General features: G+C 71.0%; 24 protein-coding genes. 5 read left to right on the plus strand and 19 right to left on the minus strand.

The features are described from left to right. Positions 1 to 26: 26 nt before the first annotated feature. The 3 genes from ACFXJ5_RS17065 to ACFXJ5_RS17075 are packed head-to-tail and all read right to left on the minus strand — an operon-like array spanning position 27 to position 1,916. Complete coding sequence (locus ACFXJ5_RS17065; protein WP_384631192.1) at positions 27 to 1,169, minus strand: AAA family ATPase; 1,143 nt, start codon at positions 1,167 to 1,169, stop codon at positions 27 to 29. Next, the gene (locus ACFXJ5_RS17070; protein WP_384631193.1) at positions 1,166 to 1,723 is read right to left on the minus strand and encodes a hypothetical protein; all 558 of its coding nucleotides are present in this window, start codon (positions 1,721 to 1,723) and stop codon (positions 1,166 to 1,168) included. Before ACFXJ5_RS17070 ends, ACFXJ5_RS17065 begins: the two co-directional genes overlap by 4 nt. A 1-nt stretch (position 1,724) precedes the next feature. After that, complete coding sequence (locus ACFXJ5_RS17075) at positions 1,725 to 1,916, minus strand: helix-turn-helix transcriptional regulator (RefSeq protein ID WP_384631194.1); 192 nt, start codon at positions 1,914 to 1,916, stop codon at positions 1,725 to 1,727. A 99-nt stretch (positions 1,917 to 2,015) separates the two neighbouring features. On the opposite strand from ACFXJ5_RS17075, the gene ACFXJ5_RS17080 reads away from it, so the two are divergent. Beyond that, on the plus strand, positions 2,016 to 2,525 hold the full coding sequence (locus ACFXJ5_RS17080; RefSeq protein WP_384631195.1) for a helix-turn-helix domain-containing protein: 510 nt from the start codon (positions 2,016 to 2,018) through the stop codon (positions 2,523 to 2,525). After that, positions 2,525 to 3,625 carry a tyrosine-type recombinase/integrase gene (locus tag ACFXJ5_RS17085; RefSeq protein ID WP_384631196.1) on the plus strand — a complete coding sequence of 367 codons (1,101 nt, stop codon included), beginning with the start codon at positions 2,525 to 2,527 and terminating at the stop codon, positions 3,623 to 3,625. Before ACFXJ5_RS17080 ends, ACFXJ5_RS17085 begins: the two co-directional genes overlap by 1 nt. Before the next feature lie 30 nt (positions 3,626 to 3,655). Here ACFXJ5_RS17085 and glnA read toward each other — a convergent pair whose 3' ends face one another. Next, complete coding sequence (gene glnA, locus ACFXJ5_RS17090) at positions 3,656 to 5,068, minus strand: type I glutamate--ammonia ligase (protein WP_384631197.1); 1,413 nt, start codon at positions 5,066 to 5,068, stop codon at positions 3,656 to 3,658. Between the two features lie 200 nt (positions 5,069 to 5,268). On the opposite strand from glnA, the gene ACFXJ5_RS17095 reads away from it, so the two are divergent. Then, complete coding sequence (locus ACFXJ5_RS17095) at positions 5,269 to 5,736, plus strand: RDD family protein (protein WP_384631198.1); 468 nt, start codon at positions 5,269 to 5,271, stop codon at positions 5,734 to 5,736. An 86-nt stretch (positions 5,737 to 5,822) separates the two neighbouring features. Here ACFXJ5_RS17095 and ACFXJ5_RS17100 read toward each other — a convergent pair whose 3' ends face one another. From ACFXJ5_RS17100 to lipB, 4 genes are all read right to left on the minus strand, one after another. After that, positions 5,823 to 6,506 carry a DUF4191 domain-containing protein gene (locus tag ACFXJ5_RS17100; RefSeq protein ID WP_384631199.1) on the minus strand — a complete coding sequence of 228 codons (684 nt, stop codon included), beginning with the start codon at positions 6,504 to 6,506 and terminating at the stop codon, positions 5,823 to 5,825. A gap of 75 nt (positions 6,507 to 6,581) precedes the next feature. Further along, a complete protein-coding gene (locus ACFXJ5_RS17105) occupies positions 6,582 to 6,791 on the minus strand; it encodes an SCO2195 family GlnR-regulated protein (RefSeq protein WP_384631200.1) in 210 nt (69 codons plus the stop codon). A gap of 190 nt (positions 6,792 to 6,981) precedes the next feature. Further along, complete coding sequence (gene lipA, locus ACFXJ5_RS17110) at positions 6,982 to 7,923, minus strand: lipoyl synthase (protein WP_384631201.1); 942 nt, start codon at positions 7,921 to 7,923, stop codon at positions 6,982 to 6,984. Between the two features lie 85 nt (positions 7,924 to 8,008). After that, positions 8,009 to 8,896 carry a lipoyl(octanoyl) transferase LipB gene (gene lipB, locus ACFXJ5_RS17115; RefSeq protein ID WP_384631202.1) on the minus strand — a complete coding sequence of 296 codons (888 nt, stop codon included), beginning with the start codon at positions 8,894 to 8,896 and terminating at the stop codon, positions 8,009 to 8,011. Between the two features lie 237 nt (positions 8,897 to 9,133). On the opposite strand from lipB, the gene ACFXJ5_RS17120 reads away from it, so the two are divergent. After that, positions 9,134 to 10,591, plus strand: coding sequence for a regulator (locus ACFXJ5_RS17120; RefSeq protein ID WP_384631203.1), 1,458 nt, complete (start codon positions 9,134 to 9,136; stop codon positions 10,589 to 10,591). Positions 10,592 to 10,917: 326 nt separating this feature from the next. Here ACFXJ5_RS17120 and ACFXJ5_RS17125 read toward each other — a convergent pair whose 3' ends face one another. Next, positions 10,918 to 12,141, minus strand: a complete 1,224-nt coding sequence (locus ACFXJ5_RS17125) for an NAD(P)/FAD-dependent oxidoreductase (RefSeq protein ID WP_384631204.1) — start codon at positions 12,139 to 12,141, stop codon at positions 10,918 to 10,920. A 90-nt stretch (positions 12,142 to 12,231) separates the two neighbouring features. Then, entirely contained in the window at positions 12,232 to 13,128 is an 897-nt protein-coding gene (locus ACFXJ5_RS17130; protein WP_384631205.1) for a TIGR01777 family oxidoreductase, read from the minus strand. Between the two features lie 50 nt (positions 13,129 to 13,178). Between ACFXJ5_RS17130 and ACFXJ5_RS17135 the strand changes: the two genes are divergently transcribed. Next, positions 13,179 to 13,682: a GNAT family N-acetyltransferase gene (locus ACFXJ5_RS17135; protein ID WP_384631206.1), complete on the plus strand. Its 504-nt coding sequence runs from the start codon at positions 13,179 to 13,181 to the stop codon at positions 13,680 to 13,682. A gap of 6 nt (positions 13,683 to 13,688) precedes the next feature. On the opposite strand, the gene ACFXJ5_RS17140 is transcribed toward ACFXJ5_RS17135, so the two are convergent. The 9 genes from ACFXJ5_RS17140 to ACFXJ5_RS17180 all read right to left on the minus strand — a co-directional run bounded on the left by ACFXJ5_RS17140 (position 13,689) and on the right by ACFXJ5_RS17180 (position 24,097). Next, positions 13,689 to 14,204, minus strand: coding sequence for a DUF4240 domain-containing protein (locus ACFXJ5_RS17140; protein ID WP_384631207.1), 516 nt, complete (start codon positions 14,202 to 14,204; stop codon positions 13,689 to 13,691). Positions 14,205 to 14,270: 66 nt separating this feature from the next. Continuing rightward, a complete protein-coding gene (locus tag ACFXJ5_RS17145; RefSeq protein WP_384631208.1) occupies positions 14,271 to 15,254 on the minus strand; it encodes a helix-turn-helix transcriptional regulator in 984 nt (327 codons plus the stop codon). Between the two features lie 71 nt (positions 15,255 to 15,325). Continuing rightward, on the minus strand, positions 15,326 to 15,568 hold the full coding sequence (locus tag ACFXJ5_RS17150) for a hypothetical protein (RefSeq protein WP_384631209.1): 243 nt from the start codon (positions 15,566 to 15,568) through the stop codon (positions 15,326 to 15,328). A gap of 30 nt (positions 15,569 to 15,598) precedes the next feature. Next, a complete protein-coding gene (locus tag ACFXJ5_RS17155; protein WP_384631210.1) occupies positions 15,599 to 16,444 on the minus strand; it encodes a hypothetical protein in 846 nt (281 codons plus the stop codon). 206 nt (positions 16,445 to 16,650) lie between these two features. Then, on the minus strand, positions 16,651 to 18,405 hold the full coding sequence (gene sucB / locus ACFXJ5_RS17160) for a 2-oxoglutarate dehydrogenase, E2 component, dihydrolipoamide succinyltransferase (RefSeq protein ID WP_384631211.1): 1,755 nt from the start codon (positions 18,403 to 18,405) through the stop codon (positions 16,651 to 16,653). Positions 18,406 to 18,456: 51 nt separating this feature from the next. Continuing rightward, positions 18,457 to 19,845 carry a dihydrolipoyl dehydrogenase gene (lpdA, locus tag ACFXJ5_RS17165; RefSeq protein WP_384631212.1) on the minus strand — a complete coding sequence of 463 codons (1,389 nt, stop codon included), beginning with the start codon at positions 19,843 to 19,845 and terminating at the stop codon, positions 18,457 to 18,459. A 325-nt stretch (positions 19,846 to 20,170) separates the two neighbouring features. Continuing rightward, positions 20,171 to 21,679 (minus strand): leucyl aminopeptidase, encoded by a 1,509-nt coding sequence (locus ACFXJ5_RS17170; protein ID WP_384631213.1) that lies wholly within the window; start codon positions 21,677 to 21,679, stop codon positions 20,171 to 20,173. Positions 21,680 to 21,895: 216 nt separating this feature from the next. Next, positions 21,896 to 23,230 carry an MATE family efflux transporter gene (locus ACFXJ5_RS17175; RefSeq protein ID WP_384631214.1) on the minus strand — a complete coding sequence of 445 codons (1,335 nt, stop codon included), beginning with the start codon at positions 23,228 to 23,230 and terminating at the stop codon, positions 21,896 to 21,898. A 93-nt stretch (positions 23,231 to 23,323) separates the two neighbouring features. Continuing rightward, positions 23,324 to 24,097 (minus strand): adenosylcobinamide-GDP ribazoletransferase, encoded by a 774-nt coding sequence (locus ACFXJ5_RS17180; RefSeq protein WP_384631215.1) that lies wholly within the window; start codon positions 24,095 to 24,097, stop codon positions 23,324 to 23,326. Between the last annotated feature and the right edge of the window lie 37 nt (positions 24,098 to 24,134).

Consider the following 24,134-nt stretch of genomic DNA (forward strand, 5'->3'; position numbering starts at 1 on the left):
GTGGCAGCGTTTGGCAGCATTGGCAGTCATGAGGGATCGGGGAGGTAGTACCGAGGCCGGGCCTGCGTGCCGCCCTTGTGCACGGCACCGCGACTGACCAGGGTCTTCAGTTCTCGGTAGAACGTCCGCTCGGCGATCGCGGTGACCCTGAGCAGTTGCGAAGTCGACGCGCCTTCGCTGCCAAAGGACTGCCGCAACTCGTCAAGGATCTTGTTCTGGAAGTCCGTGACGATCGCCGCGTCGCCGGGGCCCGTGGCAGTAAGTACGACACTGTCGCCGACGGGCGTCATGCGGAGGCGGATGGGCTCGAAGTCCTCGGTGTCCTTCTGCTTCTCAGACAGGACGTCGATCCATCGGCTGCCGTCCTTGGCCACCTTGATGATGCTGGTGGCTGCGCCCTCGAAGGCGGATGAGCCGCGGAGGTCGAGGCCGTTCTTGCCGGAGTGGTGGACCATCAGCACGCAGGCCGCGGACGCCTGGCGGATCTGGTCGGCCGCGTCGACGACCTTGCTCATCTCGCCGCTGCTGTTTTCTTCGGCGCCAACGGTGAGCCGGGCTTGCGTGTCCAGTACGACCAGGGCGGGCCGCAGTTCGGCGATGAGCATCACGAGGGCCTGGCGGTCGATGCCGTTGAGCAGCTGCACCGCGACGGGCAGGAAGACGACGCTGTTCATCTGCTGGCCGAAGGCGGTCTCCCAGGCACGTACGCGCTTGCGGATGCCCGATGCGCCCTCGGCGACGACGTACACCACCGGGCCGCCAGCCACCTCGCGCACATGCCAGGGCATGCCGTTCGCGATGCATCCCGCCCAATCCAGCGCGAGGAAGCTCTTGCCCGAGCCGGGCTTGCCGTAAAGCCACGCGAGGCTGTCGCGGAAAAGCACGCCATCGATGAGCGGCACGGGATCCGGGATCGAGTCGAGGCCGGCGGAATCGACCAGCGCAGCACGCAGCTGGGCAAGCCGAGCCTGCGTCGGGTTGGCGCCTTCCCTCGTGCCGTCCGCCTGAGGCGGGGACGGGTCGGCGGTCGCTTCCCCGCGCGGTGGCGTTCTGGGTGGTTCCGTGAGCAGCTGTTCCATGCCGCTCCACATCGAATCGTCCAAGGCGGGAGCAAGGTCTGGCCGCGGCTGGTCATCCATCAGCCGCTGCACGGCCGGATCCAGGCTCACCCTGCCTCCCGACGCGTATCGGGCAGGTCGGCCTGCTGGCCGTCGATGAGGTGCCGCCGCCAACCGGGCCGGCCGGGGATCGCGATCGGCGACCAGCCCGCCGTGGCCCTGATCTCGTGGGCGGGCCTGCGTGCACGGGCCGCCCGGAGTTCGGCGTTGGTCTTGCCTCGCGCGAGGGCCGGGGCGATACGTACGGCCTCGGCGTTGGCATCCTCGGTGATGATGGCGAACCACCGATCGGGATCGTCGTCGAGCAGCTGGTCGAGCCACGACTCGCGGGCACGTTGGCGGCGCCAGAGTTCGGCGGCCTCGACGATGGCGGCGGCGCGGCGAGGGTCTTCGGCACGGAGCCGAACCCATGCCGCAGTGCCGTACTCCGGCCACGTGTTGGGGCCAAGCGCGGCTACCTGCTGCTCGGCCCAAAGCGCCGCGATATCGCCTGCGGTGGCATCCGCGGGCACCGGGCGCAGCGACCGGACGCCGCGCGGACCGATGCCGATGTCGGTGGAGCGTCGTGCCGTCGAGGGCGATCCGCCAGTGTCGTCGGCCCCCATCTCACACCATGCCCGCGGGCTCGACGGCACGTGCGTCCTCCCACGCGATCACATCGGCGAGGCGGTACCGCACATGTCGGCCGATGCGCAGGTATCGCGGGCCTCTACCCCTCGAATTCCACTGGTAGATCGTTTCCTTCGGCACGCCCTCGCGCTCGGCGAGGTCATCAATCGTGAGGTGCTTCTCCGGCATGGTGTGCTCCAGAATCACAGAGCTGTGCTTTCACAGCGCATGGCGGAACTTTGGCAGCATCTCTTGTCTTGTGTCAACGTTCAGCATTACTGTGCTCTCATGACACACGAAGATGAGCCCGTGGGGCCCACCAGAGCCATCGCGAAGCGAGTGAAGGAACTGCGAGGAGAGCGCGGCCTGACGGGCGCCAACCTGGCTGAGCGCATGACCGAGCTGGGTGTTCCGTGGGACCGCTCAATCGTGGCGAACCTGGAGAACGGCCGGCGAGGCTCAGTGAGCGTCGCCGAGCTGCTGGGCCTCGCGTTCGTGCTCGACGTGGCGCCCATCCACCTGCTCGTGCCGGCCTGGCCGTCTCCACTATGGGACGAGGAAGGTCACAGCCGGCCAGAGGGCGAGCCGAATGAGCCCAATGACGACGCGCCTTACCAGATCACTCCGACACTCGCTGTGCCGTGCTGGCGAGCCCGCCAATTCGTCCGAGGCTCCCGACCTCTGCCGGGCATGGACGCCTGGAAGTTCTATGCCGAACAACCGGCGCACGAACGGCCAGACGCAGAGGGCCTGCGCAAGATGGTCGAGTCGAACCAGCGATACGCCGGCGGTGCCTGATGGCGCGCGTCAAGGACCTGTGGAGGGACCCGAAGCGCAAGGGAAAGGGCAAGCGCTGGCTGTCGATCTGGACGGGCCCGGACGGCAAGGAGCAGAGCAAGGCGTTCGCGAAGAAGGTCGAGGCCGAGCGGCATGGCCAAAAGCAGGAAGTCGATGTGCAGCAGGGGACGTACGTCGACCCGAAGTCGGCGCGCACCACAGTCGAGCAGTGGTGCGAGACATGGCTCGTCGGCTATGCGACGCGCCGGCCGTCGACTGTGCGCCAGGCCCGAGTGCACATCCGGCGCATCGTGAAGGAGTTCGGCGGCGTGCCGCTCGGCGCCGTGCGCCCGAGCCAGGTCAAGGCATGGTGTGCCCGGATGCGCGAGGAAGGGCTGAGCACGTCGTACGTCTACGCCTGCCACCGGCGCCTGTCGCAGATCATGGGCGACGCGGTGCATGACGGGCTGCTCACCAAGTCGCCGTGCTCGCGTCGCACATCACCCGGCATGGGCAAGCAGCGGCCGTACGTGGCGACGACAGAGCAGGTCTGGGCTCTGTACGACGCGATGCCGGAACGGATGCGGGCCGCCGTCCTGCTCGGCGCGTTCGTAGGCCTCCGGGTCTCCGAAGCCTGTGGTCTGCGGGTTGCTGACGTCGACTTCCTGCGCGGCGTCGTGCATCCGGCCGTTCAGTTCCCGTGCGAGGAACTGAAGACGGAGATCTCGAAGACTGCGGTACCGATTCCGCGATCTCTGGCCAAGCAACTGTCGGCGCATGTTGCGGCCTGGCGCGCGGAGACGCTGCTCACGGGCGACAACGACAAGCAGCTGTCGACGTGGGCACTGGAGCGGGCCATGAGGAAAGCCCGCGGGAAGGTGAAGGACCTTCCCACGGGCTTCCGGTACCACGATCTACGGCACTACCTCGCGAGCCTGCTCATCGCCAACGGCGCGGACGTCAAGGTCGTCCAAGCCCGGTTGCGGCACGCGAGCGCCAAGACGACCCTCGACACCTACGCCCATCTCTTCCCTGACTCTGACGAGTCGACCCGGACCGCCATCGACGCCGTATTCACGGCTCGGACGGAACAGGGACGGAACAGGAGGCGGGCGCGATGATTAAGACGCAGGTCAGCCGGTGTGCTCGGCCTACAGATCAAAGTACAGCTCGAACTCGTGCGGGTGCGGGCGCAGTTGGATCGGGGCGATCTCGTTGACCCGCTTGTAGTCGATCCAGGTCTCGATGAGGTCCGGGGTGAAGACACCGCCCGCGAGGAGGAACTCGTGGTCGGCCTCGAGGGCGTCGAGGACGGCCGGGAGGGAGGTGGGGACCTGCGGGACGCCGGCGTGCTCCTCGGGGGCGAGCTCGTAGAGGTCCTTGTCGACGGGCTCGGCGGGCTCGATCTTGTTCTTGATGCCGTCGAGGCCGGCCAGCAGCAGGGCCGAGAAGGCCAGGTACGGGTTGCTGGACGGGTCGGGGGCGCGGAACTCGATGCGCTTGGCCTTGGCGTTGGCACCCGTGATGGGGATGCGGATCGCGGCGGAGCGGTTGCGCTGGGAGTAGACCAGGTTGACCGGGGCCTCGAAGCCGGGGACCAGGCGGTGGTAGGAGTTCACCGTCGGGTTGGTGAAGGCGAGGAGCGAGGGGGCGTGCTTGAGGATGCCGCCGATGTAGTAGCGGGCGGTGTCCGAGAGGCCCGCGTAGCCCTGCTCGTCGTAGAAGAGGGGCTGGCCACCCTGCCAGAGGGACTGGTGGCAGTGCATGCCGGAGCCGTTGTCACCGAAGATCGGCTTGGGCATGAAGGTGGCGGTCTTGCCGTTGCGCCAGGCGACGTTCTTCACGATGTACTTGAAGAGCATCAGGTCGTCGGCGGCGGCGAGCAGCGTGTTGAACTTGTAGTTGATCTCGGCCTGGCCGGCGGTGCCCACCTCGTGGTGCTGGCGCTCGACCTGGAGGCCGGAGGCCTCGAGCTCCAGGGAGATCTCGGCACGGAGATCGGCGAAGTGGTCGACCGGCGGGGTCGGGAAGTACCCGCCCTTGTAGCGGACCTTGTAGCCGCGGTTGTCCTCGAGGGCACCGGTGTTCCAGGCGCCGGCCTCGGAGTCGATGTGGTAGAAGGACTCGTTGGCGCTGGTCTGGAAGCGGGCGCTGTCGAACACGTAGAACTCGGCCTCGGGGCCGAAGTACGCGGTGTCGGCGATGCCGGTGGAGGCGAGGTAGGCCTCGGCCTTCTTCGCCACGTTCCGCGGGTCACGACTGTACTGCTCGCCGGTGATCGGGTCGTGGATGAAGAAGTTGATGTTGAGCGTCTTGTCCTTGCGGAACGGGTCGAGCCGGCCGGTCGAGAGGTCCGCACGCAGCGCCATGTCGGACTCGTGGATGGCCTGGAAGCCGCGGATCGACGACCCGTCGAACGCGAGCTCCTCGGTCGGGTCGAAAGAGCCGACCGGGACCGTGAAGTGCTGCATCACACCGGGCAGGTCGCAGAACCGGACGTCCACGAACTTGACGTCCTCATCCGAGATGAACTTCTTCACCTCGTCGGCGTTCTGGAAAGACATCCAATTCCTCCTTGGCCCGGCCAGCGGCGACCGGATTGCAGCTCTCAGGTGCGACCAGTGCGGTGGCGCACGTTGGACCCGACCTTAGGGATCAGGGATTTCCCCATCATGACCCATTTGTTTCCTGGAGGTTAACCGCGCCTCCGTGAGAGTGACGGCCCAAGGGCGGCTTGCCCCGTACGGAGCAGTACGGTGGACAGGTGGACAACAGGGAAGCAATCGGATCATGGCTCTCCGGCCCCAAGGCGGCGGCCGAGCAGGCAGGCGTCGAGTTCGGCTACCGCGGTGAGCGGCTCGGGCTGCCGGAGGAAGGTCCGGGTTCGATCGCACCGGTGGGGCGGCGGATCGCGGCCGTTCTCGTCGACTGGCTCCTGTGCAGCTTGATCGCATACGGCTTGATCGCGCAGGGTGATGCGATCGCCGCCAATCGCTGGGCGTACGTCGTCTTCGTCGCGCTGAGCGTCCTCACCCTCGGCACGATCGGCATGACCCCCGGCAAGCGGCTGCTGCGGCTGCGCGTGGTGCGCCTCGACGGCAGCCGGCTCGGCTTCGGCGGGGTGCTGCTGCGCACCCTGCTGCTGCTTCTGGTGATCCCGGCGGTGATCTGGGACCGCGACACCCGGGGGCTGCACGACAAAGCCGTGGGCGCGGTGCAGGTCCGGCTCTGAAGCGAAAGAAAAAAGAGGAAAAAGGGGCCGGGCCCGGAGATTGTCTCTCCGGGCCCGGCCCGTATCCGTACGCGTTTCGTATGCGATCAGCGGCCCTTCGGCATCCGCATCCCCTTGGGCATCGGACCCTTCGGGATCGGCATGTTCTTCATCAGATCGCCCAGGGCCCGCAGCCGGTCGTTGACCTCGGTCACCTTGGGGCCGGGGAGTACGCGCGGCAGCTTCAGCAGCGTCGTACGCACCTTCTTCAGCGGCACCTCGCCCTCACCGGTGCCGACGATGATGTCGGTGACCGGCACGTCGATGACGACGCGCGCCATCCGGCGCTTCTCGGCGGCCAGCAGGCTCTTCACGCGGTTGGGGTTGCCCTCGGCGACCAGGACGATGCCGGCCTTGCCGACGGCGCGGTGCACCAGGTCCTGGCTCTTGTTCATCGCCACCGCCGGGGTGACCGACCAGCCGCGCCCGACGTTCTCCAGGACGGCCGCCGCAGCCCCCGGCTGGCCTTCGAGCTGACCGAAGGCGGCCCGCTCGGCGCGGCGGCCGAAAACGACCGCCACCGCGAGGAAGGCGAGCAGAAAGCCCAGGATGCCCGCGTAGATGGGGTGACCGACCAAGAAGCCGACAGCGAGGATGACACCGAACGTGACGATGCCCACACCTGCTAGGACGAGCCCGACCTTGGAGTCGACCCGCCTGGTCATCTTGTAGGTCTGGACGATCTGCTTAAGTCGCCCAGCGGTACTGCTCTCGGATGATTCCCTCGCCATGCGGCACAGGATACGTGCCCCGTGCCGCGACGGCCCCACCGGATGGGGTGGGAAGCGCCAGGAAGCCCTACGGGCCTACTGCACCCCGAGGGAGTCCAGGACGTGCTGGGCTTCCCGCCGGTCCTTCGCGCGCTTGCGGTCCTCCACGACGGCCGACCACGCGTTGCGGCGAGCGGTCTGCTCGGCACTGCGCAGCAGGATCGATTCGACGACGCGCAGCGCGCCCGCGACGGAGGCGGCGGGGTGGATGGAGCTCTGGCGGGCGTGTGCGGCCTCGGGCTGCATGTGGGTGTCCCCCTAAGGACGCTCAGAATCGCAAGGGAGTGCGTGAATCCAGAGTCACCACATTGTGTTACCAGGCGGTGACTGGTCGGTCAAACTCCCATGAAACCCTGACGTGTCCTTCGCCGCGACCCGGCACGTCAGCCGCCCGGCCGCCGCTCCCGGCGTGAGCGAACACACAAGCCGCAGGGGCTCAGCCCCGGGCTGCCAGCGCCTGCTGGAAGAGCCGCCCGGCCCGGTACGAGGAGCGCACCAGCGGCCCGGACATGACGCCGGCGAAGCCGATCTCCTCGGCCTCCTCCTTCAGCTCCACGAACTCCTGCGGCTTCACCCAGCGCTCCACGGGGTGGTGCCGCACGGTCGGCCGCAGGTACTGGGTGATGGTGATCAGCTCGCAGCCCGCGTCGTGCAGGTCCTGCAGCGCCTGGCTGATCTCCTCGCGCTCCTCGCCCATGCCCAGGATGAGGTTGGACTTGGTGACCAGACCGGCCTCACGCGCCCGCGTGATGACTTCGAGGGAGCGCTCGTAACGGAACGCCGGGCGGATCCGCTTGAAGATCCGCGGCACCGTCTCGACGTTGTGCGCCAGCACCTCCGGCCGCGCGCCGAAGACCTCGGCGAGCTGCTCCGGTACGGCGTTGAAGTCGGGGATCAGCAGCTCGACCTTCGTACGGCCGTCGGCGCGCTCCGCCGTCATGGCGTGGATCCGGCGTACGGTCTCCGCGTACAGCCAGGCGCCGCCGTCCTCCAGGTCGTCGCGGGCGACGCCGGTGATGGTGGCGTAGTTGAGGTCCATGGTGACCACGGACTCGCCGACCCGGCGCGGTTCGTCGCGGTCGAGGGCTTCGGGCTTGCCGGTGTCGATCTGGCAGAAGTCGCAGCGCCGGGTGCACTGGTCGCCGCCGATGAGGAAGGTCGCCTCGCGGTCCTCCCAGCACTCGAAGATGTTGGGGCAGCCGGCCTCCTGGCACACCGTGTGCAGGCCCTCGCCCTTCACCAGCGCCTGCATCTTCGTGTACTCGGGGCCCATCTTCGCGCGGGTCTTGATCCACTCGGGCTTGCGCTCGATGGGGGTCTGGCTGTTGCGGACCTCCAGACGCAGCATCTTGCGGCCCTCAGGTGCGACAGCGGACACGTCCGACTCCCTCTTGCGACTTCCGAGACTTCTTTTCCATGGCCAACCTCAGCGTACGCCCGTACATTCCTCAACCCCGAGGCCCCTAGACGGCCCGGGGGAGAGGTTCGGCCGACTCCAGGACGGCCCGCAGATGCTTCTCGACCACCGGGATCACCTCTGCGACCGTCACGTCGCGGCCCAGCTCGTCGCTGAGCGAGGCCACGCCCGCGTCGCGGATGCCGCAGGGCACGATCCGGTCGTACCAGGTGTTGTCCGGATTGCAGTTGAGCGCGAAGCCGTGCATCGTCACGCCCTTGGCGACCCGGATGCCGATCGCGGCGAGCTTGCGGTCCTCGCGGCGCTGGCCGGCGTTGGACGGGGCGTACTCCGGACCGCTCAGCCGGGGGTCGAACTCCTCGTCGTGCAGCCGGGGGTCGAAGTCCAGGGTCAGCCCCGGGACCGCGGGCCGGTCCGCTGCGTTTTCGGTCGCACTCCGGCTCGACTCCGCTCCGGCCGAGTGCCCCTCCCTCGTACCTCGGTCGGAACCCTCAACCTGCGCTGCATCTCGCCTGCGCCGCTCCACCGGATCACCCAGCACCCACACGCCGCTGCGGCCCTCGACGCGTGCGGTCTCCAGGCCGAACTCCGCGCAAGCGCCGATCAAGGCGTCCTCGAGCCGTCGTACGTGCGCGACCACGTCCACCGGGCGCGGCAGCTTCACGATCGGGTAGCCGACCAGCTGCCCCGGGCCGTGCCAGGTGATCTTGCCGCCGCGGTCCACGTCGACCACCGGAGTGCCGTCCAGGGGGCGCTCGTTGTCCTGCGTGCGCCGCCCGGCGGTGTAGACCGGGGGATGCTCCAGCAGCAGGCAGGTGTCCGGGATCTCATCCGCGAACCGGGCGGCGTGCACCCGGCGCTGCTCCTGCCATGCCTCCTGGTAGTCCACGGCTTCCCCGCCGAAGCCCAGGTGGACGAATCGCAGGTCACTCACGGCGGCTCTCCTCTGTGTGGACTCGTACGCACTCGCAACTGTACGTCCGGGTCCGCCGTGCTCAGTAGGTGGCCCTGTTAGCAGCCGGGCTCGGCGGAGGGAAGGATTCCGGCCATAAGTAGCCCCCGAATTCACCCGATCCGGCGAATGAGGGGCTCAGGTAGTGAGCAGGTCGCCACGGACCGTTACATTCACGCCTTCTGGAGCAAGCCCGGAAGGCAGGGGACCGCACAGCCGATGACCGACCGATCCACGCAGCGCTCTCCCAATCGTCGGCTCGCGGCCCTCATCGCTGAGGCCGGATTCTCCAACGCAGGGCTCGCCCGCCGCGTGGACCAGCTTGGCATAGAACATGGGCTCGATCTCCGCTACGACAAGACCTCCGTCACCCGCTGGCTGCGCGGTCAGCAGCCGCGCGGCACCACCCCCGCCCTCATCGCCGAGGTCTTCACCCGCCGCCTCGGCCGCCGGCTGTCCGCACAGGACCTCGGCCTCGACGCCGTCGCCCCCGTCTACGCGGGCCTGGAGTTCGCCGGCTCCCCCGAAGAGGCCATCGACATCGTCGCCGGGCTCTGGCGCAAGGACACCGGCGGCCAGACGGACCTCCGCAGGATCGCGTTCACCCCCGCCGGGCTCGTCGTCCCCAGCCGCGACTGGCTCATCGGCCGCGCCGACGACCGCGTCTCCCGTGGCCCCGCCGGGGCCGACCCCACGCTCCCCCGGGTGCCCGCGCAGACCCGGGGCCCGGGTGCGGCGGCCACCCTCTCCCGTACCGTCGGGCAGCGGCTCACCATGGGCGACATCGCCGCCCTGCGCTCGGTCGGCGAGCTCTTCCGATCCCTCGACAACGCGTACGGCGGCGGCCACGCCCGCCAAGCCCTCGTGCGCTACCTCGAGTTCGAGGCCGAGCCGATGCTGCGCGGCTCGTACGGCGAAGCCCTCGGCCGGCGCCTCTTCGCCGCCGTCGCCGACCTCACCCGGCTCGCCGGCTGGACCTCGTACGACATCGGCGCCCACGGGCTCGCCCAGCGCTACTTCGTCCAGGCCCTGCGCCTCGCCCAGGCCGCCGGCGACCGCGTCTACGGCGGCTATGTCCTGGTCACCATGAGCCGCCAGGCGGTGTACCTGGGGCACGGCCGCGAAGCCGTCCAGCTCGCCCGCGTCGCCCAGCAGGGCGTCGGCTCCGGCGCCCCACCCGTCGTCCAGGCGCTCCTCCACGCCGCGGAAGCCCGCGGCCACGGCATGCTGGGCGAGGTCCGCGCCTGCACGGCCGCCCTCGTCCGCGCCGAACGCGCCCTCGAGGCCGCCCGTGGTGGCGACGACGTCCCCTACTGGGCCCGCTTCTTCGACGAGGCCCAGCTGGCCGACGAGTTCGGCCACTGCCACCGCGACCTCCAGCAATACCGCGCCGCCGCCCAGCACGCCGAACGCTCCCTCCAACTGCGCGCCCCCGCCTACGCCCGGTCCCGGCTCTTCTGCCGCGTCGTCCTCGCCACGGCGCGGCTCGGGCTCGGCGAGCTCGACGCGGCGTGCGCGCTCGGGGCGGAGTCCATGCAACAGGCGGCGGACATGCGGTCGCTGCGTGCCGTCGAGTACGTACGCGACCTCGGGCGCCGCTTCGAGCCCCACCGGGACGCGCCCTCGGTCCGAGCCTTCCACGAGCGCGCGGCGCTGCTCGGCATGCTGCCGGCGTGACGGTGGGTCGCGTTGTGCCGTCCAGCCTTCCCGGGGCTGCCGCCCCGAGCCCGCTGGTGGGTTGTGGGAGAACGTTCCGCAAGGCGAGCGAAGCGAGGTGGGGGTGGGGCACCTCCCAGCGTCCAGCTGGGGGAGGCCGGCACAACCCACCAGCTCCCGGCGACGGCGTGTACCCCGACGGTGCTGACCCATGGGCCTGACCCATCGTCGCCGGGTGCGGACCGTGGCCGGGTTGGGCCAGCCCTCCCCCGGCCTTCGGCCGGGGGGACCCCCACCTCGCTTCGCTCGCCTCAGGCGGACGACCTACCCCCAACCCGGGCAAGTCGCTACGCCGCGACGGGGACCGCCCCGTAGCCCGGGCGGATGCCGAGGTCGCGGAGGGCGCGGAAGGCGGCGCGGCGGCCGGAGAGGAGGGCGCCCTGGACGGTGCTGGTGTCGCGGTGGTCGCCGCAGACGTAGAGGCCCTGGAGGATGCGGACGGGGCGACGGAGGTCGTGGGGGGCGGGCATGGCGGGGACGGCTTCGGGGTCGTGGTGGACGGCGAGGAGTTCCCAGCCGGTGGTGGGGACGCCGTAGAGGTCGGCGAGGTGGGCGCGGACCAGGGAGTCGGGGACCGGGGGGCCGAGGATGACGGACGTCACGAGTGCCCGGCCGACCGGGGCGCGGGAGGGGTCGATGACGCTGGCCGGAATCGAGTGGGAGACGGGCCCGCGGCGGTCGGCGTCCAGGACGAGGGAGGGCTCGCGGAGCGGGGCGTGCGGCGCGGCGTGGTGGACGACGGTGACGCCGTGGAAGCCCGGCACGCGCAGCCCCGGCAGCAGCTCGCCCGCCGCGCCGGCACCGGTCGCCACGATCACGCCGCGGGCGGCCAGAAAACCGCCGTCCTCGGTGAGTACGCCGTTCGTGGCGGCCGTCACCGCCCGTACCCCGAGCCGTACCGCCCCCGGCGGAAGTGCGGCGGCCAGCCGGCGCGGTACGGCGGCGGCACCGCCGGCCGGCAGGCACGTACGGCCCTTGGCGAAGCCCCGCAGCACCAGGTCGGCGCAGCGGCTGGACGTGCCGAGCTCGGCGTCGCAGAGCAGCGCGGCCAGCAGGGGCCGCAGGAAGCCGTCGACGGCGCGCGGCGCGAAGGCGGCGGACAGGGCGGCGGCCGCGGTGGTCTCGGGCCGGGCGAGCAGTCGTTCCGGGGGAGTGGCGGCCAGCTTGCCGAGCGCCGACCGCAGCCGCGCCCGGTCGAGGGCCCGGGTGCCCGTACGGGGACCGGAGGACCGGACGACCGCGCCCGGGGCGAACGGCCGCAGCGGCAGCCCCTGCAGACCCGGCGTACGCCGTAGCTCCGGGTACGACGAGTTGAGCAACTGGGGCCCCCGGTCGAGGCGGAAGCCGTCCACCTCGTCGGTGGCCATCCGTCCGCCGACCCGGTCGGCGGCCTCGACGACCGTGACTCTCAATCCCGCGCTGGTCAGATGGTGTGCCGCGGACAGACCGGCGAGGCCCGCCCCGATCACGCACACATCGGTAACGTCCGTTGGGCGTGCTGTTGAGAGCACGATGCCCCTCCCCGAGGTCGGCATGGTTCCCCGCTCGCGTCAGCTGCGCTGGAACCGTCATGCCCACAACTCGACCACGCCAAGCCGTAGTTATCGGCCGAGCGCCGCTCGAATCGCGCCGTCGATCTCCGGGAAGGCAAAGGCGAAGCCCGAGTCGAGCAGCTTCCCGGGCCGTACCCGGAAACTGCCCAGCACATCCCCAGCGAACTCCCCGAGCACGGCCCGCAACACCGGCCCCGGCACGGCGAAGAGAGCCGGCCGGTGCAGCACCCGCCCCATCGCGGCGTTGACCTCCCGGTTGGTGACCGGCTCCGGCGCGGTCAGGTTCACCGGGCCCGACAGCGTCGGGGTGTCGATGATGTGCCGCAGTGCCGCGACGTGGTCGTGCAGGGCGATGAACGACCAGTACTGCCGCCCGCTGCCCAGCCGTCCGCCCAGCCCCGCCCGGTAGAGCGGGAACAGCGGCCCCCACGCCCCGCCATGCCGCGCCACGACAAGCCCGGTCCGGATGTACGCGGTCCGCACGCCCGCCTCCTCGGCGGCCGCCGTCGCCTCCTCCCAGGCCTGGCACACCTCCGCGAGGAAGCCGTCGCCCGGCGGGTCGTTCTCGTCCACCGCGCGGTCGCCCGTGTCGCCGTAGAAGTTGACCCCCGAGGCGCTGATCAGCACCTGCGGCGGGCTGTCCATCGACGCCACCGCGTCGGCGATCGCCGCCGTCCCCAGCACCCGGCTCTCCCGGATCTCCTTCTTGTACGCGGCAGTCCACCGGTGGTCCCCGACCCCGGCCCCCGCCAGGTGCACGACCGCCTCACACCCGCGCAGCCCTGCGACGTCCACGTACTGGCGCTCGGGGTCCCACCGCACCTCGTCGGGCGCGGCGGGCTCCCTCCTGACCAGTCGTACGACCTGGTGGCCGTCAGCGCTCAGCGAGCGGACGAGAGCGGAACCGATCAATCCGGCCGAGCCGGTCACTGCGATGCGACGCATGAGGCAATAGTGCCTCGCGTTTCCGCGCCCCCGACTGGCAGGGTGGCCGAATGGCCGCCACCGACCGCAGCACCCGCATCCGGATACGCCCCGCCGCCCTCACCGACGACGCCGGACTCGCCCGCCTGGACCACGACACCTGGGCGACGCTGCATGCCGTGCAGCCCCGCCCGGACCCCGCGGAGCCGTTCTTCGACGCGCGCCACACCCCGGCCGCGTACCTCGTGGCGGAGGCCGACGGCGTACTCGCCGGGTACATACGCCTGGTGCCGGCGACGCCGCTGGCCTGCAATGCGCACGTCCGCCAGATCCAGGGGCTGGCGGTGGCGGACGCCGCGCGGGGGCGGGGCGTCGGGCGGGCGCTGGTGTCGGCCGCGATGGCCGAGGCACGGGCGCAGGGGGCCCGCCGGATCACGCTGCGGGTGCTGGGGCACAACGCGCCGGCCCGGCGGCTGTACGGGTCGCTCGGGTTCGCGGTGGAGGGTGTGCTGCCGGGGGAGTTCCTGCTCGACGGGGAGTATGTGGACGACGTGCTGATGGGCCGGCCGTTGTGAGTGACCTCAGCTGAAGCGGGCCCAGAGCTTGGGGAAGCGGTCGGCCATGCCGTCCGAGTCCTCGAAGTCGAAGTACGCGCCCTCGGGCTCGCTCGGCGGGTCGGAGAGCGCCAGATCCGGGAGGCGTACGCCCGTGAGGGCTTCGTACGCCTCGTCAGCCGCGTAGCCGAGATCCTCCGCGTCACCGTCGACCTCGGGGTCGAACGCGTCGATCAGCGAGGCGAGGGCGTCGGGCTCGTGCAGCGCGCCCTCGAAGACATGGCGGCCCTGCCCGATCAGCCAGCACCGGAAGAAGTCGAAGGCGTCGTCGCTCGCACCGCCCAGCATGATGTCGGCCGCGCCCCACACGTCCCAGCGGTAGGCGCGGTGGAAGCGGTTCTCGAAGTGGCGGGCGAAGTCGACCACCGAGTCGGGATCGAGTTGCGTCAGGCGCTCGACCAGCAGGTCGGCGTGCTCCTCCGGATCACCGTCCGCGGCCTCCCGCGTCGCGTCGATGATCTCCCAGAACTCGGTCTCGTCCATCACCGCTCCAGCATCCGGCTTGCCACGGCCGCCCGCACGCGGGGCGGCCCATATGCACCCGTGTCGTTACGCGGGCACCCGCCCCGAAGCGTAGAGCGCCGCGAGCCGTTCCGCGGCGAAGGCGAAACGTTCCCTCAGATCGGCCGGGCCCAGCACCTCCACCTCCGGGCCGAGGGCCAGCAGCTGTTCATAGGCGACATCCAGCCCCTCCACCGGCAGGCTCACGATCACCCGGCCGAGCACGTCCGGCGCGCCGGCCGCCGCGAGGGCGTCGCGGGCGGCCGCGCTGTCGGTGACGTACGGAAGCCGGTGCGCGCCGGTGCTCGTGAGCCGGACCACGACCTCCTCCCGCAGGATGGAGCGGGCGAACTCCGCCGCGTGCCGCGCCCAGAAGGCGGCGAGGTCGACCTCCGGGTCGCGCCGGAAGTGGCCGCCGGACACCTCGGCCGCGACCGCCCGGTCCAGCCGGTACACGCGCAGTCTGCCCTCCACCCGGGCGACCAGATACCAGACACCGGCCTTCAGCACGAGCCCGTACGGCTCCAACTCCCGCTCCACGGCGCCGTCGTCACGCCGGTAGGTGAGCCGCAGCCGCAGATCCCCCCAGACCGCCTCGGCGACCGGCGGCAGCAGCTTCGGGGTGTCGGGCTCCTGCCACCAGCCCGGGGCGTCGAGGTGGAAGCGCTGGGCGGCGGAGTCCGAGGCGTCGCGCAGCTCGGGGAGCAGGGCCGCCGAGACCTTGAGCCGGGCGGCGGAGGCGGCGTCGTGCAGGCCCATGGCGCGCAGGGCGGCCGGCACGCCGGACAGGAACAGGGCCTCGGCCTCGTCGCGGCCCAGGCCGGTCAGCCGGGTGCGGTAGCCGTCCACGAGGCGGTAGCCGCCGGCCCGCCCGCGCTCCGCGTAGACCGGCACACCCGCTTCGGAGAGCGCGAGCACATCGCGGCCCACGGTGCGCTCGGACACCTCCAGCGTGGCCGCCAGTTCGGCCGCGGTCATGGAGCCACGCGTCTGCAGGAGCAGCACCAGGTGTATGAGGCGTGCCGCGCGCATGAGACCTCCAGGTGCGTATCGTTCCCTCGCTCCGTACGGGAACGATACGCACCGAACTGGACGAAGAGACCTCAGGCCGCCGAATCACCGTCCCATTTGATACCGATCTCCTGCAGCCATCTCAGGTCCTCCGGCACCGGACCGCCCCCGGCATGCGCGACGGTGTCGTCGCCGCGCTCCAGCACGACGACCTCGTAGTGCGGCGGCCACTGCATCAGGATCCGCCGCTGGCACATCGGGCAGAACCACTCCTCGGCACCAGACGGTTCCGTCGCGACCAGCCGCATCTCGTGTGTCTCGCGTGTGTCACGCATGAGGCCCCTCTCACATCCCCAAGTCCCCGTTTACGACAGCTTGCAGGCCGCCAGCGACGAGTTGACGCCGTTGGGCGCGGCCGCGCCCGTGCGGGTGAAGTCGAGCACGATGCGGTCGATGACCGCGACGCGCTTGTCCTTGAGCGGGCCGAGGATCGCGTTGTTCACGAAGTTCGGTCCGCCCTGCCCGACGGTGTTGGCGAGGCGGGTGTTCGCCTCGCTGATCTGCGTCTGCAGCAGTGCCAGCTCCTTGCTCACCCCGGCCTGCGCGGAGGCCGGGACGTTGGTGATCAGCCCGGTGACGTCCGGGCACACGATCGTCGAGCCCGTGCCGGCGGCCGCGGACCCGGTGGCGGTCGCACTCGCGGTCGTGGAGGCGGCGGCCGACGGGGTGGCGGTCGCGGTGGCGGTGGCGGTCGCGGTTGCCACCACGCCCGTCGTGTTCAGCGTGCAGGCCGCCAGCGAGTCGAGCCCGGTCGGCTTGGCCGCGTGCCGGCCGATCGAGATCGCGATCCGGTCGATCGTCGACACCCGCTTGTCCTTCAGCGGGCCGAGGATCGCGTTGTTGATGAAGTTCGGGCCGCCTTGTCCCTGCGTCGTGACCAGGCGGCGGTTCGCCTCCGCGATCTGCGTGTCCAGCAGCGCGAGATTGCGGTCGACCTCCGCCTGGGCCTGCGCCGGTATGGCGGGCAACGCGCCCTTGACCGCCGGGCAGTTGACCGTGGGCACAGCGGCCTTCGTGGTGGCCTTGGTCGTGACCTTGGTCTGACCCGCCATGGCGGCTCCCACCACCACGACCCCTGACACCATCACGCCGCCTAGCACACCGGCGATGAGGACCCGTCGCCGGTTGAAGGAGGGAAGGGCACGCGACATCTGATCTCCTTGAAGATGAAATCCACTACTGGTCGCGCCCGTCTGGCCCCTCACGGGCGATGCATGGCCGTGCCCCCTCCAATACGTCAGCTGTGGCAGGTGTGTTCAACGCGGGCCGTGATTCTTCCGTGACCCGGAACGGCAAAAGGCGGTGGCCCGGTCCTTGAGCAAGGACCGGGCCACCGCCGTTGTGCGTGCCGTAAGGCTCAGAGCCCGAGGTCGCCCTCGAACTCGCCGGCTTCCAGACGCGCCTTGACGTCGGACAGGTACCGCGCCGCGTCCGCGCCGTCGACCAGCTGGTGGTCGTACGACAGGGTCAGGTAGACCATGTCGCGGATGGCGATGGTCTCGCCGAGGTCCGGGTGGTTGATGACCACCGGGCGGCGGACCGTGGCACCGATGCCGAGCTCGGCGACCTGCGGGTAGTTCACGATGATCGTGTCGAACAGCGCACCGCGCGAGCCGGTGTTGCTGATCGTGAACGTGCCGCCGCCGAGGTCGTCGGGGCTGATCTTCTTGGTGCGGACCTTGCCGGCCAGCTCGGCGGTCTTCTTGGCGATGCCGGCGATGTTGAGGTCGCCCGCGCCCTTGATGACCGGGACCATGAGGCCCGCTTCCGAGTCCACCGCGATGCCGATGTTCTCGACGTCGTGGTAGGTGATGGTGCCGTCGTCGTTGATCTTGGCGTTGATCGACGGGTGGGCCTTCAGCGCCTCGGCGGCGGCCTTCACGAAGAACGGCATCGGGGAGAGCTTGACGCCCTCGGTGGCCAGGAAGGACTCCTTGGCACGGGCCCGAAGCTTCATGATCTTGGTGACGTCCACCTCGAGCACGGAGGACAGCTGCGCCTGGCTGTGCAGCGCCTTCATCATGTTTTCCGCGATGACCTTGCGGATGCGGGACATCTTCACCGTCTGGCCGCGCAGCGGCGACACGGCGGCAGGCGCGGCAGCGGCCTTGGCCGGAGCGGCCTGGGCGCTCGCGGCAGCGGCGGCCCTGGCGGCCTCGGCGGCGGCGATGACGTCCTGCTTGCGGACCCGACCGCCGACGCCGGTGCCCTTGACCGTGGCGAGGTCGACGCCGTTCTCGGCGGCGAGCTTACGGACCAGCGGGGTCACGTACGTACCCTCGTCACCGCCTGCGGCGGCCGGAGCCGGAGCCGGGGTGACCGGAGCCGGAGCCGCGACCGGGGCGGGCGCGGGGGCCGGAGCAACCGGGGCCGGGGCGGGCGCGGGAGCCGGGGCGGGCACCGGAGGAGCGACCGGAGCCGGAGCCTGCTGGACCGGAGCCGGAGCCGGGGCAGCGGCCGGAGCAGGAGCGGCCGGGGCCGGGGCAGCGGCCGGGGCGGCACCGGCGGCACCGACGACGGCGAGCTTGGCGCCGACCTCGGCGGTCTCGTCCTCGCCCACCAGGATCTCCAGCAGCGTGCCGGCGACGGGGGAGGGGATCTCGGTGTCGACCTTGTCCGTGGAGACCTCCAGCAGCGGCTCGTCGGCCGCCACCTCCTCGCCGACCGACTTCAGCCAGCGGGTCACGGTGCCCTCGGTCACCGACTCACCGAGCGCCGGCAGCAGCACCGGAGTGCCCGCGGCGCCACCGGCCGGGGCGGCGGCCGGAGCAGCAGCCGGGGCCGGGGCGGCCACGGGGGCCGGGGCCTCAGCCACCGGAGCCGGGGCCGCGACGGGCTCCGCCGCCGGAGCCGGGGCGGCAGCAGGCGCGCCCGTGCCGTCGTCGATGATGGCCAGCTCGGCGCCGACCTCGACCGTCTCGTCCTCGGCCACCTTGATGGAGGCGAGGATGCCGGCCGCGGGCGCCGGGATCTCGGTGTCGACCTTGTCCGTCGAGACCTCGAGCAGCGGCTCGTCGGCCTCTACGTGCTCACCCTCGGCCTTCAGCCATCGGGTGACGGTGCCCTCGGTCACGCTCTCGCCGAGCGCCGGCAGGGTTACGGAAACCGCCATGGTTTCGGTTGCTCCTAACGATCTGTGCGTACTGGTCTGCGTGTCGAGGGATCAGTCGTGCGAGTGCAGCGGCTTGCCCGCCAGCGCGAGGTGAGCCTCGCCGAGGGCCTCGCTCTGCGTCGGGTGCGCGTGGATCAGCTGCGCGACCTCGGCAGGCAGGGCCTCCCAGTTGTAGACCAGCTGGGCCTCGCCCACCTGCTCGCCCATCCGGTCGCCGACCATGTGGACGCCGACCACCGCACCGTCGCGGACCTGGACGAGCTTGATCTCGCCCGCGGTCTTCAGGATCTTGCTCTTGCCGTTGCCGGCCAGGTTGTACTTCAGGGTGACGACCTTGTCGGCGCCGTACAGCTCCTTGGCCTTCGCCTCGGAGATACCGACCGAAGCGACCTCCGGGTGGCAGTACGTGACGCGCGGCACGCCGTCGTAGTCGATCGGCACGGTCTTGAGACCGGCCAGTCGCTCTGCTACCAGGATGCCCTCGGCGAAGCCGACGTGCGCGAGCTGGAGGGTCGGGACCAGGTCACCGACGGCCGAGATGGTCGGCACGTTCGTCTGCATGTACTCGTCGACGAGGACGTAGCCACGGTCCGTCGCGACGCCCGCCTCCTCGTAACCGAGGCCCTGCGACACCGGGCCCCGGCCGACGGCGACGAGCAGCAGCTCGGCCTCGAAGGTCTTGCCGTCGGCGAGGGTGACCTTGACGCCGTCCGCCGTGTACTCGGCGTTCTGGAAGAAGGTGCCCAGGTTGAACTTGATGCCGCGCTTGCGGAAGGCGCGCTCAAGAAGCTTGGAGCTGTTCTCGTCCTCGACCGGGACCAGGTGCGGCAGACCCTCGATCACGGTGACGTCGGTGCCGAAGGACTTCCACGCGGAGGCGAACTCGACGCCGATGACGCCGCCGCCCAGCACGATCGCGGACTTCGGGACCCGGTCCAGCACCAGCGCGTGGTCGGAGGAGATGATGCGGTCGCCGTCGATGGTCAGGCCCGGCAGCGACTTCGGCACGGAGCCGGTCGCCAGCAGGATGTGGCGCGCGGTGTAGCGCTGGCCGTTGACATCCACCGAGGTCGGGGAGGAGAGCCGGCCCTCGCCGGTCACGTACGTGACCTTGCGCGAGGCCACCAGGCCCTGCAGGCCCTTGTACAGGCCGGAGATGACGTCGTCCTTGTACTTGTGGACCCCGGCGATGTCGATGCCCTCGAACGAGGCCTTCACGCCGAACTGCTCGCTCTCGCGGGCCTGGTCCGCGATCTCACCGGCGTGCAGCAGAGCCTTTGTGGGGATGCAGCCGCGGTGCAGGCAGGTGCCGCCGAGCTTGTCCTTCTCGATCAGGGCGACGTCCAGACCGAGCTGCGCCGCGCGCAGGGCAGCCGCGTAGCCGCCGCTCCCGCCGCCGAGGATCACTAGGTCGAAAACGGTGCTGGCGTCGTTCGCCACGTCACGTCCTCCATGCATGGGTACGCCGGAGCCGGTCTGCCGTGACCGGGCGGCGGCTTTTTTTCGGCCGCTTCTGTTTAAACGGGGGCCCTGTCGTGCCGAGACAACATCTTCGCACTTGTTCGCGGTGGACGGGCCACCGGGCCGGGCTCTGAGACGTACGGAACGTCCAGCTCTCTGCCTACTCGTCGGTATCTCGCTCAGGGCGAACGCAATAACGTACGGGCCCCGGACGATATGCCCAGGGCCCGTACGTGTGTGACGCAAGGATCACATCAGATGTCTATCGGACGTCGATCACAGAACGCCGATCACAGAACGCCGATCACAGGACGTCGCCGTCGGCGGCCTTCTCCGCCAGCCGCACCAGCGTGCGCACCGCCGAGCCCGTGCCGCCCTTGGGGGTGTAGCCGAAGGGGCCGGACTCGTTGAAGGCCGGGCCCGCGATGTCCAGGTGGGCCCAGGTGATGCCCTCGCCCACGAACTCCTTCAGGAACAGACCGGCCGCCAGGCCGCCGCCCATCCGCTCGCCCATGTTCGCGATGTCCGCGGTCGGCGAGTCCATCGCCTTGCGCAGCTCCACCGGCAGCGGCATCGGCCACGACTGCTCGCCGGCCTCGGTCGCGATGTTGTGGACGGCGGTACGGAAGTCGTCGTCGTTGGCCATGATCCCGAAGATGTGGTTGCCCAGCGCCAGCACCATCGCGCCGGTCAGGGTCGCCACGTCCACGATCGCGTCCGGCTTCTCCTCCGACGCCCGGGTGATCGCGTCGGCCAGCACGAGCCGGCCCTCGGCGTCGGTGTTCAGCACCTCCACCGTCTTGCCGCTGTACATCCGCAGCACGTCGCCGGGGCGGGTCGCGGTGCCCGACGGCATGTTCTCCGCCAGCGCCAGCCAGCCGGTGACATTGACCTCCAGGCCGAGCTTCGCCGCCGCGACCACGGCCGCGAAGACCGCCGCCGCGCCGCTCATGTCGCACTTCATCGTCTCGTTGTGACCGGCCGGCTTCAGCGAGATGCCGCCCGAGTCGTACGTGATGCCCTTGCCCACGAAGGCCAGGTGCTTCTTCGCCTTCGCGGTCCGGTACGACAGCTTCACCAGCCGGGGCGGGTTCGCCGAGCCCTTGCCGACGCCCAGGATGCCGCCGTAGCCGCCCTTGGCCAGCGCCTTCTCGTCCAGCACCTCGACCTTCAGGCCGTGCTCCGCCGCTGCCGCCTTCACCACCGTGGCGAACTCCTGCGGGTGCAGGTCGTTCGGCGGCATGTTGATCAGGTCCCGCGCCCGGTTGATCTCGTCGGCGAGCGCGATCGCCCGGTCCGCGGCGGCCTTGTACGCCTTGTCGCGCGGCTTGGCGCCCACCAGGGCCACCTCGGCCAGCGGCGTCTTGCCGTTGGCCTTCGCCTGGTAGGCGGTGTACGTGTACGCGCCCAGCAGCGCGCCCTGCGCGACCGCCTCCGCCGACGCCGCGTCCGCCACCGGCAGCGCGAACACGGCCTTCTTCGAACCGCTCAGGCTGCGCGCCGCGACCCCCGCCGCCTTCCGCAGCGCCTCCGGTGCGTACGCCTCGCCGTCCGCCGGCGGCTCCCCGAGGCCCACCGCCAGCACCACGGGCGCCTTGACCCCGGCCGGCGCCGGCAGCTTCGTCACCTCGCCCTCGCCGCCCGACGCGCCCAGCGTCTCCAACGTCGCCGCCAGCTTGCCGTCGTACGCCTTGTCCACCGCCTCCGCACCCGGGGCGACCTCGGGGCCCTTCGCCCCCTTGGCCACGCCGACGACGACGGCGTCCGCGCGCAGCGCTGCGGCGGAGGAAGTGCTGAGAGTCAGTGCAGTCACGGTATTGAAGGTCCTGTTCCTCGTATTTTCCGGCCGGTGGATGGGCCGGCCGCCCGCGCCCACCGCGTGCCGCTCCGGGCTTCTCCTACGCCTGCGCCTGCGATGGGCGGACGCGGAATCGACCCTACGCCGGGTAGTGCCCCCTCCGCCCCCGCCAAGCCCACCGCAAGGGGTTTCCCCACCCTTCGCGTACCCCCAGAGCGGGCAAAGCCTGCCCTAGTGCGCCGCCACCGGTGCTCCCGCACCCGGGTGCGGCGCCAGAAGCGCGCTGTAGTGGCGGAAGGACATCACCTGTCCGACCGCCAGTACCGCGTTGGCACAGGCGAGGGCGCCCCAGAGCCCGGCGAGGCCGCCCGCTCCGGCGGCGGGGACCGCGGCGAGGGCCAGCAGAGTGCCGACAACGGCGAAGCGGACAAGGCTGGGGAGGGTGCGCTTGAGGCCGATCATGCCGAAGCCGACGACCGCCTGGAAGGCGTCGAAGGCCACGACGGCCAGCAGCAGGGGCAGCTGCGCCCGCACCTGGCTCTGGATCGCCGGATCCGTCGTGAAAACCGGAATCACCACCGCCCGCAGCGCCACCAGCAGCACCCCCAGCACCACCACCGCCCCGAAAGCCACCCGCACGCCCGCCGCGACATTGCGCCGAGCGTCCCGCACGTCCCCCGTCCTCAGCGACTGGCCCATGAGCGGAATGAGCGCCTGGCCCACGGAAACAGCCGCCGTGAACACGAGGTTGGCCAGCGAAAGGCAGACACCGTGCACGGCGGCCGCGTCCGTACTGATCCGGGCCGCCGCGAAGGTCAGCACCCCCAGCGAGGCGAACTTCAACAGCACGGTCCCGGCCAGCGGAATCCCCACCCGCGCAAAGCGGAGGACCTCCCCGAAGCGTGGCCGCCCCAGTCGCAGCGACCGCCCTGCCAGCACAGGCACCCGGCGCAGGCTGACGTGCGCGACGCATGCGTTGATGCTCACCGAAGCCAGCATCGCCACGCCCGCACCCGGCAGCCCGAAGCGGGGGACCAGGCTCAGCGACAGCGCGACCGCCGCCGCCGTCCCCGCGAGACCCGAGCGCATCACCGCCTTGCCGCGGCCCAGCCCCACCAGGCTCGACGTCGCCGACGTGCTCAGCCCGAGCACAAGCACCGCGCCCGCGAGCAGATACGGAAAGACCCCCAACGCGTCCAGCGTCGCCCCCGGCACCCCGGTCACCCGCCCGAGCAGCGGCACCGCCGCGACCGGCAGAGCCCCCAGCACCCCGACCATCAGGCCCAGCCACATGCCGTTGCGTACGACGGCGAGCAGCCCCTCCGGATCGTCGTCCTTCTCGGCGACGAAGGGCATCACGCCCCGCAACGCCCCCGCCACCGCGGCGGACGCGGGGTTGAACACCGCGATGGTCACCGCGAAGGCGGCCAGTGCAGCGGTGGCATGACGCCCGAGGACCGCGGTGTCCACGACGGCGCCGGCCGACGAGGCGATCAGGGTGAGGTAGAGCGGCAGGGCCGCCCCCGCTATCTTGCGATCCTTGCCCGGGGCGGCAGTTGACGTCACGGCCCAACCCTAGTGCCCCTCCCGGCAAGCCTTGCCCTGTCGCGCCGCCCAGCACGCACGCTCCTTGACGGGCAAACATCGCCGGTCACGGCACTAGCCAAGCGCGGCGACGACCAGCGTGGCGACGACCGCCGTTTCGCAGAGCGCGCCGAACACGTCCCCCGTGACACCGCCGAAGCGGTCCCGGCAGCGGCGCAGCAGAAGCTCCGCGGCGGCCAGCCCGGCCACCGCGGCAGCGGCGAACTGCAGGGCGCCCCAAGGCCCGAAGGCGGTGCCGCAGGCGGCGCCGAGCAGGACGACGGCGGCCGCGGCGGCCCGGGCGGTGCGTATGGGGAGGGCGCCGGCGACGGCGGCGCCGAGGCCGTCGGGGCGGGCCGGGGGGATGCCGGTGCGGCAGGCGAGGGTCATGGCGGCGCGGCCGACGGCGGAGGCGACGGTGACGGCGACGGCGCCGAGGGCCCAGGAGGACGCGTAGAGGGAGGAGAGGGCGGCGACCTGACCGAGGATCACGAAGAGGAGGGTCAGGACGCCGAAGGGGCCGATGTCGGACTGCTTCATGATGCGGAGGGCGTCCTCCGCGGGCTTGCCGCTGCCCAGGCCGTCGGCCGTGTCGGCGAGGCCGTCCAGATGGAGACCCCGGGTGAGGGCGCCGGGCACGGCGGCCGTGGCGACGGCGGCGAGCAGAGCGCTCGCCCCGAGGAGCAGCAGCAGGCCGCCGACGAAGGCCGCGGCCGCACCCACGACCAGGCCGACCAGCGGAGCGCAGAGCATGCCGGTGCGGGCGGCCGCGCGGTCCCAGCGGGTGACGCGGATCCGCAGGACGGTCAGGGTGCCGAAGGCGAAGCGCGGTCCGTCGTCAAAAGCCATGGCGTGCAGCGTATCTGGGCCGCAAATCAGTAGATTT

This window comes from Streptomyces sp. NPDC059373, assembly GCF_042751495.1.
Classification (GTDB): domain Bacteria; phylum Actinomycetota; class Actinomycetes; order Streptomycetales; family Streptomycetaceae; genus Actinacidiphila.